General features: G+C 66.2%; 10 protein-coding genes and 1 tRNA gene. 6 read left to right on the top strand and 5 right to left on the bottom strand.

Annotation, left to right across the window (positions count from 1 at the left end; all coding sequences use genetic code 11):
- The first annotated feature begins 34 nt into the window (after positions 1-34).
- The 3 genes from CSC74_RS05160 to asnB all read left to right on the top strand — a co-directional run bounded on the left by CSC74_RS05160 (position 35) and on the right by asnB (position 3,550).
- Positions 35-394 (top strand): arsenate reductase, encoded by a 360-nt coding sequence (locus tag CSC74_RS05160; protein ID WP_162313305.1) that lies wholly within the window; start codon positions 35-37, stop codon positions 392-394.
- Positions 395-405: 11 nt separating this feature from the next.
- Positions 406-1,533, top strand: a complete 1,128-nt coding sequence (gene dapE / locus CSC74_RS05155) for a succinyl-diaminopimelate desuccinylase (RefSeq protein ID WP_162313725.1) — start codon at positions 406-408, stop codon at positions 1,531-1,533.
- A gap of 328 nt (positions 1,534-1,861) precedes the next feature.
- The gene (gene asnB / locus CSC74_RS05150) at positions 1,862-3,550 is read left to right on the top strand and encodes an asparagine synthase B (RefSeq protein WP_162313304.1); all 1,689 of its coding nucleotides are present in this window, start codon (positions 1,862-1,864) and stop codon (positions 3,548-3,550) included.
- A 166-nt stretch (positions 3,551-3,716) separates the two neighbouring features.
- Here the strand turns inward: asnB and CSC74_RS05145 are convergent, their stop codons facing one another.
- A complete protein-coding gene (locus CSC74_RS05145; protein ID WP_162313303.1) occupies positions 3,717-6,062 on the bottom strand; it encodes a penicillin acylase family protein in 2,346 nt (781 codons plus the stop codon).
- 170 nt (positions 6,063-6,232) lie between these two features.
- Here CSC74_RS05145 and bfr point away from each other — a divergent pair, with 170 nt between their 5' ends.
- On the top strand, positions 6,233-6,718 hold the full coding sequence (bfr, locus tag CSC74_RS05140; RefSeq protein WP_162313302.1) for a bacterioferritin: 486 nt from the start codon (positions 6,233-6,235) through the stop codon (positions 6,716-6,718).
- Between the two features lie 28 nt (positions 6,719-6,746).
- On the opposite strand, the gene CSC74_RS05135 is transcribed toward bfr, so the two are convergent.
- The 4 genes from CSC74_RS05135 to CSC74_RS05120 all read right to left on the bottom strand — a co-directional run bounded on the left by CSC74_RS05135 (position 6,747) and on the right by CSC74_RS05120 (position 11,778).
- Positions 6,747-7,403 carry a thiopurine S-methyltransferase gene (locus tag CSC74_RS05135; protein ID WP_211369549.1) on the bottom strand — a complete coding sequence of 219 codons (657 nt, stop codon included), beginning with the start codon at positions 7,401-7,403 and terminating at the stop codon, positions 6,747-6,749.
- A 72-nt stretch (positions 7,404-7,475) separates the two neighbouring features.
- Positions 7,476-9,719: a DNA topoisomerase IV subunit A gene (parC, locus tag CSC74_RS05130; RefSeq protein WP_162313300.1), complete on the bottom strand. Its 2,244-nt coding sequence runs from the start codon at positions 9,717-9,719 to the stop codon at positions 7,476-7,478.
- Positions 9,720-9,752: 33 nt separating this feature from the next.
- Positions 9,753-11,573, bottom strand: a complete 1,821-nt coding sequence (locus CSC74_RS05125) for an SLC13 family permease (protein WP_162313299.1) — start codon at positions 11,571-11,573, stop codon at positions 9,753-9,755.
- Between the two features lie 118 nt (positions 11,574-11,691).
- Positions 11,692-11,778 (bottom strand) — tRNA-Leu (locus CSC74_RS05120).
- Positions 11,779-11,874: 96 nt separating this feature from the next.
- Here CSC74_RS05120 and rnr point away from each other — a divergent pair.
- Together rnr and rlmB are read left to right on the top strand one after the other, a co-directional pair.
- A complete protein-coding gene (gene rnr / locus CSC74_RS05115; protein WP_162313298.1) occupies positions 11,875-14,337 on the top strand; it encodes a ribonuclease R in 2,463 nt (820 codons plus the stop codon).
- A 108-nt stretch (positions 14,338-14,445) separates the two neighbouring features.
- Positions 14,446-15,189, top strand: coding sequence for a 23S rRNA (guanosine(2251)-2'-O)-methyltransferase RlmB (gene rlmB / locus CSC74_RS05110; RefSeq protein ID WP_162313297.1), 744 nt, complete (start codon positions 14,446-14,448; stop codon positions 15,187-15,189).
- Positions 15,190-15,239 lie beyond the last annotated feature (50 nt).

Here is a 15,239-nt window from a genome sequence, read left to right as displayed (position 1 = left end):
GCGGGGACGACGATCCATTTTTCGCGGGGAACGCATGACCACCCTCTACGGCCTCAAGAACTGCGACACCTGCAAGAAAGCCAGCAAGTGGCTGGACCGCTTCGGCGTGGAGTATTCCTTCGTCGACTATCGCGACGAAAAGCGTTCGCCTGAAGCCCTGGTGGAATGGGCGAAGCAGGCCGGCGGCTGGGACACGTTGATCAACAAATCCTCCACCACCTGGCGGCAGTTGCCGGAGAACCGCAAGTCGCCGGGATCCGAAGCGGAGTGGAAGCTGCTGCTGAGGGAATATCCGCAATTGATCCGTCGTCCGGTCGTGGTGACGGATGATGGAGTCATGACCCAGGGCTTCAGCGACAACGGCTTCAAGGCGCGTTTCGGGATCGGGAAATGAGCGACGCCTTCATGAGCGATATCCTCGATCTGGCCAGCGAGTTGATCCGCCGCCGCTCGGTCACGCCGGACGACGCGGGTTGCCAGCCGCTGATCGCCGAACGACTGCAGCGCGCAGGCTTCGACTGCGAGCACCTGCGTTTCGGCGAAGTGGACAACCTGTGGGCCGTGCATGGGAGCGGCTCGCCGGTGCTGGTCCTGCTCGGCCACACCGACGTGGTGCCCTCCGGCCCGGCCGAGGCCTGGAACAGCGATCCCTTCGAGCCGACGGTCCGCGAGGGCGTCCTCTTCGGGCGCGGCGCGGCGGACATGAAAGGCAGTGTCGCGGCATTCGTGATCGCACTGGAGCAGTTCGTCGCCGCCCATCCGCAGCATCCCGGCACCGTGGCCCTGTTGCTCACTTCAGACGAGGAGGGCGATGCCATCGATGGCGTGCGCCGGGTCGCCGATACCTTCCGCGAGCGCGGCCAGGCCATCGACTGGTGCATCACTGGCGAACCCTCGTCCACGCACAAGCTCGGCGACCTGCTGCGCGTCGGCCGTCGCGGCACCTTGTCGGCGACCCTGACACTGAAAGGCGTGCAGGGGCATGTGGCCTATCCGGACAAGGCGCGCAATCCGATCCACCAGGCCTTGCCGGCGCTGGCCGAGCTGGTGGCGCGGCGCTGGGACGAAGGCTACGAAACCTTCCCGCCGACCAGCCTGCAGGTTTCCAACTTCAACGCCGGCACCGGTGCGAACAACGTGATTCCCGGTGAGGCGAAGGTGCTGTTCAACCTGCGCTACAACCCGCACTGGAATGCGGCGCAACTGGAGAACGAGATCGGCGCCGTGCTGGATCGGCACGGCCTGGAATACGATCTGCACTGGCATCGCGGCGGCGAACCGTTCTACACCCCCGAAGGCCGCCTGCGCGCCGTTGCGCGGGAAGTGCTGGGCGGATTCGCCGGCATGGCGCCCGAGGAAAGCACCGCGGGCGGCACTTCCGACGCGCGTTTCATCGCGCCGCTGGGCGCGCAATGCATCGAGGTGGGTCCGGTGAACGCGAGCATCCACAAGGTGGATGAAAACGTGTCCGTGGCCGACCTGGAGGCATTGCCAAGTCTGTATCGCAGGCTGCTGGAGCGTCTGCTGTCGTAGGAGCGGGCCTTGCCCGCGATGCCTTTGCCCGTGGTCCTGATGAAGAGCCTCGCGGGCAAGGCCCGCTCCTACGGGGCGAGGAGGGCTTGCCAGCCACCCCTCGAACCGGTTAGTTTCCCTCCCATGCCGTGCCAAGCCGCCCTCGCCAACGCCAATTCGAACCGCCGCAACAATGCGCGGACGAATAATCGTGCGCGACCGATGCGGGTCTGCGACTAGGCGAATCAGGACAAGCCGAATCACCAGAAAACCCGCATCGCGAGATGCGGGTTTTTTTGTTTCCTATTTTCGAACCTCACCCCTCAAACCTCGACCCACGGAGTTACCCATGTGTTCCATTTTCGGCATTTTCGGCCTGCAATCGGGCGACGACCTGCAGGGCCTGCGTCGCCAGGCGCTGGAGCTTTCGCAACGGCAGCGCCATCGCGGCCCCGACTGGAGCGGCGTGTACATCGATGAGGGCGCGATCCTCGTGCACGAACGCCTGGCCATCGTCGATCCGGCAGGCGGTTCGCAGCCGCTGCGTTCGGCCGATGGCGGGCTGGCGCTGGCCGTCAACGGCGAGATCTACAACCATCGCGAGCTGAAGAAGGAACTGGCCCAGCCGTACGAATTTCTGACCGGATCCGATTGCGAGGTGATCAACGCGCTGTACCGCGAGGACTCGCCGGCCTCGTTCCTCAACCGGCTCAACGGCATCTTCGCCTTCGCGCTGTGGGACAAGGCCGCGGGCCGTGCCTTGATCGCGCGCGACCCGATGGGTGTATGCCCGCTGTACTGGGGTCATGATCGCGAAGGCCGTCTATGCGTGGCTTCGGAAATGAAATCGCTGGTGGATACCTGTGCCGACGTCGCCCAGTTTCCGCCAGGACACTATTACGACAGCGCCAGTGGCGAACTGGTGAAGTATTACCAGCGGCCGTGGCGCGACTACGACGCGGTGGCGGGCGTGGAAGTCGATACGCAAGAGCTGCGCGAGGCGTTCGAGCGCGCGGTGCACAGGCAGTTGATGACCGATGTGCCCTACGGGGTGTTGCTGTCGGGAGGGCTGGATTCCTCGCTGGTGACGGCGGTGGCCGCGCGTTATGCCCGCCACCGCATTGAGGAGGACGACAAGGCCGAGGCCTGGTGGCCGCGCCTGCATTCCTTCGCCATCGGTTTGAAGGGCTCGCCCGACCTGGCCGCCGCCGAAATTGCGGCCGAGGCGTTGGGCACCGTGCACCATGGATTCGAATACACCTTCGAGGAAGGCCTGGACGCGTTGCCGGAAGTGATCCGCCACATCGAGACCTACGACGTCACCACCATCCGCGCGTCCACGCCGATGTACCTGCTGGCGCGCCGGATCAAGGCGATGGGAGTGAAGATGGTGCTGTCGGGCGAGGGCTCCGACGAGATCTTCGGCGGCTATCTCTACTTCCACAAGGCGCCGAACGCGCGCGAGTTCCACGAGGAGCTGGTGCGCAAGCTGGACGCGCTCTACAACTACGATTGCCTGCGCGCCAACAAGTCGATGATGGCCTGGGGCGTGGAGCCGCGGGTGCCGTTCCTGGATCGCGAGTTCATGGACGTGGCGATGAGGATGGATGCCAAGTACAAGATGATCGACAAGACCAGCAGCGGGCGGGCGCGGATGGAGAAGGGCGTCCTGCGAGCGGCATTCGAGGGTTACCTGCCCGAATCGATCCTGTGGCGGCAGAAGGAGCAGTTCAGCGATGGCGTCGGCTATGGCTGGATCGACGGACTCAAGGACCATGCCGAGTCCCGGGTCAGCGATCGCGAACTGGCCGCGGCGGACAAGCGCTTCCCGGTCAATCCGCCGCTGACCAAGGAGGCGTACTACTACCGCAGCCTGTTCGAGCAATTCTTTCCGACCCCGGCCGCGGCTGAGACCGTGCCCGGCGGAAAGTCCATCGCCTGTTCCTCGCCTGCCGCGATCGCATGGGATGCGAGCTTCGCCGGTGCAGCGGATCCGTCGGGCAGGGCGATTGCGGGAGTGCATAACGCGGCATTGTGAGGATCTCTTCCCTCTCCCATTTCGGGAGAGGGTGCGCCGCAGCCGCGGGAGAAGGTTCGGCTCTTGCTTCTCAGCGCCGGGTAATGGGCGCTACGTAGAAGCCGAACCCTCTCCCTGCACGCTTGCGCGTGCTGTCCCTCTCCCGGAATGGGAGAGGGTGGAGCGGTCAATGCGGCTTCAACGTCAGCTTGTACTCGGTCTTCCCAGGCAGAAACGGCGTCGGCCGTCCCCGCACCCAATCCTCATGGCCCGCTCCCCAGAACGGCGACAGCGGATTTCCGCTCTGTCCGCCGGGCATGTGGATGATGCCGTCGGCTTCGTGGCCGGGCGAAACCACCATGCGTTCGCTCGCGCCGAACGAAGGCGCCTGCACGCGCGGCATATCGCCACCCCCCGCCAGTGGGTCGGCCGGCATGCACAGGGAAGACTTGAGCATCGCGGGCAGGGCGCCGGCGAGCGGATGGCAGATTTTCGCCGTGTTGCGCTCGCCCCAGGTGCGTTGCTCCAACGGACCATGCCCGGAAAGATCGTCGCGGACCTGTGCGGCGGCGTCTTCCAGCAAGGCCTCCCAGCTGGCGAAGCGGCGCGGCAACAGGTTCGCGGGACGCTCGCCGAGCAGCGGCCAGACCACGCCTTCCAGTTGCGGCAGGTCGGGCATGACGAAGTCCTTGCCCAGTGCGGCCTGCGCCGGCGCGGTCAGGCCATCGGCGACGCGCATGTTCACCGCCAGGCGCCAGGCGCGGACGATGCGGTAGCTGACCGAATCTACGCTGGCGCGTCCTTCCCAGTGGCCGGCGGCCTTGGCCAGGGCGGCGAGCGCGGGCGTCTTGTCGTGCTTGCTTTCCGTCTGCAACAGCGCCCACCAGCGCTGCAGGAACACCGCGCGGTCGTCCAGCTGGATCGCCAGCAGTTCCTTCTCGGTGAAGCGATCCCTGGAGAAAAGATCGTCGCGGATCTGTCTTGCGCGCGCGCCCAGCGCGTAGCCGCCGTCCCCCGCCAGTTTCAGGTTTTCGCCATCCAGGGTGCGGTTGTTGGCGGTCCACAGGCGGTGCGAAGGTGGGTCCACCAGCCTCGGCGAAGCCGTCGCATCGGTCGTCCACGGCGGACACGCATCGGTTGCCGTGGGTTCGATGGAGTCGCAGCCCGGATCGCGCCGCGGGAAGCCGCCGATGATGCGCCAGGCGATCCTGCCCGACGAATCGGCGACCATGAAATTCTGTGCGGGGATGCCGGATTCGTCGGCGACGGCGAACGCGTCCGTGATGTCCCCGGCGATCGCAAGATCGGCGAAGGAGACGCGCAAGGATCCGGGCAGCTGCGGAGTCCAGCGCAAGGCGAGCGCCTGTCCTTTGATCTCATGCAGGACCGGTCCCCATGAAGTTTCACGGACGACCAGGTCGAACGGCTTGTCGCCGGCGACCTTGATGGGCTCATGGAATTCCTTCCATCCGATGCAACCAGCGATGGCGCCACGGCATGCGGGAGTTCCAGCCCAATCGGCCCAGTCGCCATAACTATTGGTGAACCCCCAGGCGATATGGCCATTGCTGCCGACGATCACCGCCGGCATGCCGGGCAGGGTGAACCCGGAAATATCCACCTTGCCGCCCGGCGCGCGCGCATCGGGATAGCGCAAGCGCGCGCGGAACCAGATGTTCGGCGCGCGCAGCCCCAGGTGCATGTCGTCGGCGACGATGGCGCGACCGTCCGCGGTCAATGCGCCGGAAACCGCCCAGTTGTTGCTGCCGGGAAAACCTTTCTCCGAGAGCGGGGCGAGATCCTGCTTCGCCGGCATAGGCAGCTTGGCCAGGTCGACTTCCTCCGCCCCGGGAAGCACCGCGTTGCCGCGCGCCTCGCCGAACAGCGGCGCATCCCACTCGGTGCCGTCGCGGGTCAGCAGCGCGAACAGGGCAGGCGGCACGTGCGGCTTGATCTTCCACAGCGCCAGCTCGCGCGTGTTCTGCGAATCCTGCAGGTCGAAGTACATCGCATAACCGGTCAATGCCGAATCCGCCAGTTCCCAGCGTCGCGGTTGCTGGCGCAGCAGCAGATACGGCCACGGCCGGACCTTGAGGTCATCCAGTCCCGCATTCACGCCGTCGGTGTAGGCCTGCAGTTGCGCGACTTTGTCGCCGGCGAAGGCATCCAGGTTGGCCATCACCCGCGCGCGCATGCGGTGCGCGCGGTGTTCCTTGTCCAGGTCCAGTGCGATCGGGCCGAACAATTCCGCCAGCTCCCCGGCCGAGCTGCGGCGCATCAGGTCCATCTCGAAATAGCGTTCCTGCGCGTGCACATAACCCAGCGCGCGGGCCATGTCGGTTTCGCTGGCCGCGTCGATGGTGACCACGCCGAGCGCATCGCGCTGGATCGTCACTGGAGCCGAGAGTCCGGCCAGCGCCAGTTCGCCATCGAGTGCCGGCAGGCTGCCGCGCATCAGCCACCAGCCGGTAGCCAATGCCGCGACGATCAGGACGAGCAACAGCAGCGCCAGGCGCTTGATCCACTTGAGCATGAGTGCCCCGTCCAGGCGAGAGTGTTGGGATGGTCGTGACTCGGATTATTCCACGGCGTCGCCGCCAATGCCGCCCAGGCGGGCCGGACCGCGGATGCGATTGATTCCGATTGAATCGCCCGCCGGCGGGATCCGGCAGACTGATCGCCGTCCCAAGCCGAGCGCCCGCTATGAAAGGCCATCCCGAAGTCGTCGACTACCTCAAGCAACTGCTGCGCGGCGAGCTTTCCGCGCGCGACCAGTATTTCATCCACTCGCGCCGCTACGAAGACCAGGGCCTGCACGTGCTCTACGAGCGCATCCACCACGAGATGCAGGAAGAAACCGACCACGCCGACGCGTTGCTGCGCCGCATCCTGTTCCTGGAAGGCGACCCGGACATGTCGCCGACGCCGTTCGTGCCCGGGGTGACCGTCGAGGAGATGCTGCGCAAGGATCTGGATCTTGAATACGAAGTGCGGGCCAGGCTGGCTGAGGGCATCGCCCTGTGCGAACAGCATGGCGATTTCGTCAGTCGGGCGATGCTGCTGGTCCAGCTCAAGGACACCGAGGAAGACCATGCGCACTGGCTGGAGCAGCAGCTCGGCCTGATCCAGCGCCTGGGCATCGAGAACTACCTGTTGACCAAGCTTGGCGAGGGCAAGCCCGCAAGTTGACGCCCGCAGCGCCTCCCGCGCTGGACTCTCACGAGTTCTGCAGTCGATACACCGCAGTGGCTAGGGCAGTCACGCCCTCGGCCTGGAAGCGCGGTTCCTGGCCGAGAATGTCGCGCTGTTCAAGCAAGGCCGCGTGCCAGGGCAGGTCGAAGAGGCGTGCGACTTCTTCCGCGTCCACGGAGAAGGGTGGCCCTGCCTTCTCCCGCTGCGGATATTCCAGCGTGATCAGCAAGCCTTCGCATCCGCCCGGCAACGCGGCATAGACCGTGTCCAGATAACGACGGCGTAACGCGGGCGGCAGGGCTATCAGCGCGGCGCGATCGTAGATGGCCGCGATGTCGCCCAGCAACTCCGCATCCAGGCCAAAAGCGTCGCCCAGGATCACCTCGACGGGGCCGGCGACGAAATGCTCGCCGTAGCGGCTGCGGTGCCGCACTGGCTGCAGGCCCGATTCGGCGAAGAACTGCTGCACCGCAAGCGGCGACAGTTCGACGCCGAGTACGCGATGTCCCCGCGCTGCCAGCCAGTGCATGTCCAGGCTCTTGCCGGCCAGCGGCACGAGCACGCGACTGCCTGGCGGCAGTTGCAATGCGGCCCAGTGGGTTTCCAGCAATGGCATGACCTCGGTGCGGTGGAAACCGATCTGCCCTTCCTGCCAGCGTTGCATCCAGAATTCTGCATCCATCATTCGATCCTCTGCGTTCGGGTGCCGGGAGCCAGGAATCGCTCTCCGGCTACCTGAGCCCGCCTACGGGGCTCATTCCACCGCCAGGCCGTCGACCTTCTGCCAACCCCGCGGCAACAATCCACCGCGCGAGGCGCGCGCGCCCACGTACTCGTCCAGGTCCTTGAACGACAGCGACATCGTCCGCTGCCCGCTCTTCACCAGCAGCGTGCTGCCGGGGGGCACGGCCGCAATCGCGACCACGCGTTCGGTGCCCAGCTTCGCCTTCGGGATCTCGATGATCTTGTTGCCCTTGCCCTTGTCGAGTTCCGGCAGGTCGGCCAGCGCGAACGCGAGCAGATGCCCGGCGCTGGTCACGGCGACGATGCGATCGGTCTGCGGGTTGGCGGTGAGCGCCGGTTGCAGCACCTTCGCGCCGGTGGACAGGTTCAACATCACCTTGCCGGCCTTCTGGCGCCCGGTCAGGTTCTCGAAGCGGGTGACGAAACCGTAACCGTGCGAGGAAGCCAGCACGAAGCGCGTGTCGTTGTCGCCGCTGGCCAGGGCCACGAACGACGCACCCGACGCGGGCGAGAAGCGGCCGGTCAGCGGCTCGCCGTTGCCGCGCGCCGAGGGCAGGGTGTGGGTCGCGGTGGAATAGCTGCGGCCTTCCGAATCCAGGAACGCCACCTGCTGCGTGCTGCGCCCGCGCACCGCCGCCAGCAGGCCGTCGCCGTCGCGGTACGACATCGACGCCGCATCGACGTCGTGGCCCTTGGCCGCGCGGATCCAGCCTTTCTCCGACAGCACCACGGTCATCGGCTCGCTGGCGACCAGTTCGGTCTCGTCCAGCGCCTGCGCCGCTTCGCGCGCGATCAGCGGCGAACGCCGCGCATCGCCGAATTTCTTCGCGTCGGCCAGCAATTCGTCCTTGATCAGCTTCTTCAGCTTGGCCTTCGAGGCCAGGGTGGACATCAGGCGGTCGCGCTCGGCATCAAGTTCGTCCTGCTCGCCGCGGATCTTCATTTCCTCCAGCCGCGCCAGCTGCTTCAGCTTGGTGTCGAGGATGTAATCCGCCTGGTCCTCGCTCAGCGCGAAACGGGCGATCAAGGCCGCGCGCGGTTCGTCCTCTGTGCGGATGATGTGGATCACTTCGTCCAGGTTGAGGAACGCGACCAGCAAGCCTTCCAGCAGGTGCAGGCGGCGTTCGACCTTCTCCAGGCGGTGGTTGAGGCGCTTGGTCACCGTCTCGGCGCGGAACGCCAGCCACTCGCCCAGGATCGTCTTCAGGTTCTTGACCTGCGGGCGTCCATCCAGGCCGATGATGTTGAGGTTGACCCGGTAACTCTTTTCCAGGTCGGTGGTGGCGAACAGGTGGCCCATCAACTGTTCGGCATCGACCCGGTTCGAGCGCGTGATCAGGACCACGCGGACCGGGTTGAGGTGGTCGGATTCGTCGCGGATGTCTTCCAGCCACGGCAGTTTCTTGGCCCGCATCTGCGCGGCGATCTGCTCGATCACCTTGGACGGCGACACCTGGTAGGGCAGCGCGTTGATGACGATGTTCTGGCCTTCCTTCAGGAAGGTGGCGCGGGCGCGCACGCTGCCGTGGCCGGTTTCGTACATGGCGCGCAGGTCGGCCAGCGGGGTGATGATTTCCGCGGTGGTCGGATAGTCGGGGCCGCGCACGTGCTCGCACAGGTCGGCAACCGTGGCTTCCGGATCGTCCAGCAGGCGCACGCAGGCGCTGACGATTTCGTTGAGGTTGTGCGGCGGCACATCGGTGGCCATGCCGACCGCGATCCCGGTTGTGCCGTTCAACAGCAGGTGCGGCAGCCGCGCCGGCATCCAGGTCGGTTCCTGCAGGGTGCCGTCGAAGTTCGGGGTCCAATCCACCGTGCCCTGGCCGAGTTCGCCGAGCAGCACTTCGGCGATGGGAGTGAGCTTGGATTCGGTGTAGCGCATCGCCGCGAACGACTTGGGATCGTCGGGCGAGCCGAAGTTGCCCTGGCCCTCGATCAGCGGGTAGCGGTACGAGAACGGCTGGGCCATCAGCACCAGCGCTTCGTAGCAGGCGCTGTCGCCGTGCGGGTGGTACTTGCCGATCACGTCGCCGACGGTGCGCGCGGATTTCTTCGGCTTGGCCCCGGCGTTGAGGCCGAGTTCGCTCATCGCGAAGATGATGCGGCGCTGCACCGGCTTCAGCCCGTCGCCGATGAAGGGCAGGGCGCGATCCAGGACCACGTACATGGAATAGTCCAGGTAGGCGCGTTCGGCGTACTCGCGCAGCGGGATCTGTTCGAAGCCGTGGAAGGTGGGGCGGATGGTTTCGGTCATTGCGGACTTCGGTTATGCGGTCTGGCGTCGATTTTAACCGCCGACCGTGGGTAGCAGGGGGCCGCCCAGCCACATCCATCGCGCCATCCACGCGCTGGCCAGGGCGATCAGTGCGGTCAAGGGCACGCCCACGCGCAGGAAATCGCCGAAGGTGTACTGGCCGGGATTGAGGATCAGCAGATTGCCGTGATGGCCGATGGGAGTCAGGAACGAGGCCACCGCCCCCATCGCGGTGCAGACCACGAACGGAACCGGGGGCAGGCCCAGTCCTTCCGCCAGCGCCAGCGCGATCGGGCAAAGCAGTACCGTGGTCGCCGCATCGGACAGGACCTGGGTCAATAGCGCGGCGGCGCCGAACATCACCAGCAGCAGGGTCAGCGGCGACCAGTGCGAGGTATGCGCGAGCAGGAAATCGGCGAACAGGGACGCGGTGCCGGTGCGTTCCATGGCGATGCCCAGCGGGATCACCCCGGCGATCATCACGAAGATGCGCACGTCGATCTCGCGGTAAGCCTGTTCCACGCCCACGCAACGGGTCAGGACCATGGCCACCGCGCCGCAGAGGAATGCGATCTGCGGGGACAGTATTTCCATTGCCGCGGCGGCGATCGATGCGGCCATGATCAGCAGCGCCAGCGGCGCGCGGCGGCGGACCTTGTTCTGCCCGGCGAAGGGCATCAGCAACAGGAAGCCGTGGTGGCTGACGAGCCGTTCGAAATTCTGTTCGCGGCCCCAGAGCACCAGCAGGTCGCCTTCCTGCAGCAGCATTTCCGACATCTCGCCGTGCAGCCAGCTTTCCTTGCGCCACAGGCCGACCACCGCGACCCCGAGATTGCCCGGGAAATCGATGTCGGCGACGCTGCGGCCGGCGAACTCGGAATGCGGCGCGACGACCGCCTGCACCAGTTGCTCCTCGCCAAGCAGTTCCACCGGGTGTTCCGCAACCGGCCGCTCGCCATACTTGGCGACGGCATGCAGGCCCAGTCCCGGCTCGTCCTTGATCGAAGCGATCTCGTCAGGCGAGGCCCGGACCAGCAGCACGTCCCCGGCCCGCAGCATGTTGGCGCTTTGCTGCTGCTGCCGGCGCACGCCGAGGCGCAGCCAGTCCACCACCTGCAGGCGCTTGTTGAATTTCTTTTCGAAATCGCCGCGGGTCCTGCCGATCCAGGACGATTCCTTCTCGATCACCAGTTCGGTGTAGTAGCTGTCCAGCCGGAGGTAGTCCGACTGCCTGGATTCGCCGCTGCGCTTGGGAACCAGCCACCGCCCCAGCAGCATGTAGACGGTGCCCAGCAGGACCAGGACCATGCCGATGGGGGTGATGGTGAAGATATCCAGGCCCGGTTGGCCGGAACGCTTCAGCAGGTCGTTGGCCAGCAGGAAAGCCGGCGCGCTGATCAGGGTCAGCGTGGTGCCCAGCGATGCCGCCAGCGACATCGGCATCAGCAGCCGCGAGGTCGCGAGCTTCTGCTCGCGGGCCAGGCGCACCAGGATCGGCAACATCATCGCCGTGACCATCAGATGATGCGAGAACGCGGCCAGCGCCGCGGTCGCCGGCATCACCACCGCGATCGTGCGCCACTCGCTGCCGCCGGCCGCGCGGGCGATGCCGGCGCCGATCCGGTCGGTGATGCCGGTGGCCGACAGGCCGGCCGACAGCACGAATACCGCGGCCACGATGATCGCCGGTTCGCTGGAGAAGCCGGACAACGCGTCCTTCGGGCCCAGGATGCCGGTCAGGGTCAGCGCCAGCAGCGCCAGCATGGCCACCACGTCGACGCGCAGCTTTTCGCTGATGAACAGCGCCAGGGTCGCGGCCAGGATGACCAGGAAGATGATCTGTTGCGGCTCCATCGGTGCCAGGGGTCTCCTTCGAAGGCATACAAGCTAGCGCACGCGGGCTGGCCGACGTGAATTCGCTAAGTCCCAAAAGCAAAAACCCCCGCTTGCGCGAGGGTTTTGCTTTTCAAGCTGGTGCCCAGAAGAGGACTCGAACCTCCACGAAGTTGCCCCCGCTAGCACCTGAAGCTAGTGCGTCTACCAATTCCGCCACCTGGGCAGGTGCAGGGCGCGCATTCTCCGGATTGCGCGGGAGGATGTCAACGCATCAGCGCAAGGTCAGGGCCGGGATTCAGCCGGGGTGTACCATGGCCGGATGACGAAGAAGCCAACGAAAGGCGGGTCGAAACCCGCATCCGGCAAGCCGGGCAAGCCTGCTGGCGGCGCGAAAAAAGCGGCCGGGACGAAGAAATCGAAGCTGCCGCCGTGGATGCCGGACCTGCCGGCGGGCAAGTCCCCCGCAGCGTACAAGGGGCCACGTGGCAACACCCGACCTCCGGTATCGCGCCAGCCGGCGCCGCCCCAGCGCGGCAATTTCCGTGATCCGCACGCCGCGCGCGAGGCCGAGCGCTATGCCGATCCCATCGCCAGCCGCGAAGCCATCCTGGGCGTGCTCAGCGCCGCCGATGGCCCGCAGACCGCCGAAGATCTGGCCGCCAGGCTCGAACTGACCGCGCCCGACCGTTTCGACGCCCTGGGCAAGCGCCTGGGCGCGATGGTCCGCGACGGCCAGTTGCTGCAGAACCGCCGCGGCGGTTTCGCCCCGGCCAAGCAGATGGACCTGATCCCCGGTGTGGTCATCGCCAACCCCAACGGATTCGGCTTCCTGCGCCCAGAAGACGGCAGCGGCGACGACCTGTTCCTGCCGCCCTACGAAATGCGCAAGGCCATGCACGGCGACCGGGTCATGGCCTGCGTCACCGGAGTGGATCGCAGCGGGCGCCGCGAAGGCAGCATCGTCGAGGTGCTGGAACGCCGGCTCAGCCGCCTGATCGGCCGATATACGCTGGAGGGCGGCATCAGCTATCTGGTGCCGGACGACAAGCGCGTGCAGCGCAACGTGCAGATCCCGCAGGAAGGCCGCGGCGAGGCGCGCGACGGGCAACTGGTGGTGGTCGAACTGACCCAGGCCCCGGATGCGCGACGTCCCCCTATCGGCAAGATCGTCGCGGTGCTGGGCGACAAGCTGACCCCGTCGCTGGTGGTGGAAGCGGCGATCCACGGCCACGAGATCCCGCACGAATTCCCGCAGGAAGTGCTGGACGAAGCCGCCGCGGTGCCGCTGGTGGTCGACGAGAAGATGATCGCCGGCCGCGTGGACCTGCGCGACCTGCCGCTGGTGACCATCGACGGCGCCGACGCCAAGGATTTCGACGACGCGGTGTACTGCGAAAGCAATCGCCAGGGCCTGCGCATGAAGAACCGCAGCGGCTATCGACTGGTGGTGGCCATCGCCGACGTGTCGCATTACGTGCGCCCGGGCACGCCGTTGGACGACGAGGCGCAGAAGCGCGCCACTTCGGTGTATTTCCCCGGCTTCGTGGTGCCGATGCTGCCGGAAACGCTGTCCAACGGCATCTGCTCGCTGAACCCGAAAGTGGACCGCATGTGCTTCGTCTGCGACATGCAGGTGAACAGCGAGGGCGAAGTCACCCAGTCGAAGTTCTACGAAGCGGTGATGCGCTCGCACGCGCGCCTGACCTACGACCAGGTGTGGAATGCAGTCGGCGAGAACGACGTCGACGCGCGCGCCGCGATCGGCGCGCAATTGCCGCAGGTCGAACGCCTGTACGAGTTGTACAAGCTGCTGGACAAGGCGCGCGAGAAGCGCGGCGCGATCGAGTTCGAGACCTCGGAAGTGCGTTTCGAACTGGACAACCGCGGCGAAGTCACCCAGGCCGGCATGCTGCAGCGTAACGACGCGCACAAGCTGATCGAGGAATGCATGATCGCGGCCAACGTGGAAGCGGCGAAGTACCTGCTGGCCGCGCACGTGCCCGCGCCGTACCGCGTGCACGACCGGCCGCCGGAATCCAAGTACGCGGACCTGCTGGAATTCCTCAAGGAGTTCAAGCTGTCGATGCCGCCGTGGAGCAAGGTCCAGCCGCGCGACTTCACCCAGTTGCTGCACAAGATCCGCGAGCGCCCCGACGTGGCCCTGCTGGAATCGGTGGTGCTGCGCAGCCAGAGCCTGGCGGTGTACACGCCGGACAACGCCGGCCACTTCGGCCTGGCGCTGGCCGCGTATGCGCATTTCACCTCGCCGATCCGGCGCTATCCCGACCTGCTGGTGCATCGCGCGATCAAGTACGCGTTGACCAAGGGCAAGCCGGAGAAATACCTGTACTCAGCCCATCAGATGGCGGCGCTCTCGCTGCAATGTTCCGAACGCGCGCGCCGCGCCGACGAGGCCGAGCGCGAAGTGGACGAGCGTTACCGCGCCGCGTGGATGGAGCAGCACGTGGGCGGCCAGTTCGACGGCGTGATCAGCGGGGTGACCAGCTTCGGCCTGTTCGTTGAATTGAACGACTCCAAGGTCAACGGTCTGATCCACGTGACCCAGCTGCCGCACGACTATTACCACTTCGACCCGATCCGCAAGACCCTGGCCGGCGAACGCCGCGGCATGAGCTTCCGGCTGGGCGACCCGGTACGCATCGTGGTGCTCAAGGCCAGCCTGGAAGAGCGCAAGATCGACTTCAAGCTGGCCGAGGAAAAGCAGGTGCAGGGATTGCCGCCGCGCGGGCAACCGGCCAAACGCAAGAAAGAAAAATATTGACCCCCGTAGGAGCGGGCCTTGCCCGCGATGCTCTTCCGCGATCTGGTCGAAGAGCATCGCGGGCAAGGCCCGCTCCTACGATTCCGCATCCCCTTTGTAGATTTCCCCATGAGCAAACAGAACCAATGGATCGCCGGCATCAACGCGGTGGCTTCGGCCATCGAGAACGATGCCGACAACGTGCGCGAAATCCTGCTGGAGGCCGGCAGCAAGAATGCGCGCATCACCGAGATCGAAGAGAACGCGCGGCGCAAGGGCATCGAGGTGCGCCGGGTCACCCAGCAGGCGCTGGATGGCGTTGGCGGATCGGTGCGCCACCAGGGCGCGGTCGCGCGCTACGCGGCGGCCAAGACCTGGGATGAGGGCGAGCTCGCCGGATTGATCGAAGCCGCCGAAGGCAAGGCGCTGGTGCTGGTCCTCGATGGCGTGCAGGACCCGCACAACCTCGGCGCCTGCCTGCGCAGCGCGGCCGCGGCCGGCGCGACCGCGGTGGTGATCCCGAAGGACAAGTCGGCGCCGGTCAATGCCACCGTGCGCAAGACCTCCGCCGGCGCGGCGGATCGGCTGCCGGTATTCCCGGTCACCAACCTGGCCCGCTGCCTGCGCGACCTGCAGCAACTCGGTGTCTGGATCTACGGCCTGGCCGGCGAAGCCGAGGCCTCGCTCTACGACATCGACCTGCGCGGCAACGTGGCCCTGGTCCTGGGCGGCGAGGGCGACGGCATGCGCCGGCTGACCCGCGAACATTGCGATGGATTGGTGAAGATCCCTATGCCGGGCGACATCGAAAGCCTCAACGTGTCGGTCGCTGCGGGCGTGACCCTGTTCGAGGCCGTGCGCCAGCGCAGATAGGAAGGCGAGGAGGATTGCTTCCTGTGGGAGGGACTTCAGTCCCGACTGCG

The organism is Pseudoxanthomonas yeongjuensis, assembly GCF_010093345.1.
Classification (GTDB): domain Bacteria; phylum Pseudomonadota; class Gammaproteobacteria; order Xanthomonadales; family Xanthomonadaceae; genus Pseudoxanthomonas_A; species Pseudoxanthomonas_A yeongjuensis.
Note: the sequence above shows the minus strand (reverse complement) of the source record. Positions and strands in the feature narration are given on the sequence as shown.

Excerpts from the sequence above, each read along its gene's own strand:
- CSC74_RS05160 (WP_162313305.1), top strand. The coding sequence starts at position 35 with ATGACCACCCTCTACGGCCTCAAGAACTGCGACACCTGCAAGAAAGCC.
- dapE (WP_162313725.1), top strand. The coding sequence starts at position 406 with ATGAGCGATATCCTCGATCTGGCCAGCGAGTTGATCCGCCGCCGCTCG.
- asnB (WP_162313304.1), top strand. The coding sequence starts at position 1,862 with ATGTGTTCCATTTTCGGCATTTTCGGCCTGCAATCGGGCGACGACCTG.
- CSC74_RS05145 (WP_162313303.1), bottom strand. The coding sequence starts at position 6,062 with ATGCTCAAGTGGATCAAGCGCCTGGCGCTGCTGTTGCTCGTCCTGATC.
- bfr (WP_162313302.1), top strand. The coding sequence starts at position 6,233 with ATGAAAGGCCATCCCGAAGTCGTCGACTACCTCAAGCAACTGCTGCGC.
- CSC74_RS05135 (WP_211369549.1), bottom strand. The coding sequence starts at position 7,403 with ATGGATGCAGAATTCTGGATGCAACGCTGGCAGGAAGGGCAGATCGGT.
- parC (WP_162313300.1), bottom strand. The coding sequence starts at position 9,719 with ATGACCGAAACCATCCGCCCCACCTTCCACGGCTTCGAACAGATCCCG.
- CSC74_RS05125 (WP_162313299.1), bottom strand. The coding sequence starts at position 11,573 with ATGGAGCCGCAACAGATCATCTTCCTGGTCATCCTGGCCGCGACCCTG.
- rnr (WP_162313298.1), top strand. The coding sequence starts at position 11,875 with ATGACGAAGAAGCCAACGAAAGGCGGGTCGAAACCCGCATCCGGCAAG.
- rlmB (WP_162313297.1), top strand. The coding sequence starts at position 14,446 with ATGAGCAAACAGAACCAATGGATCGCCGGCATCAACGCGGTGGCTTCG.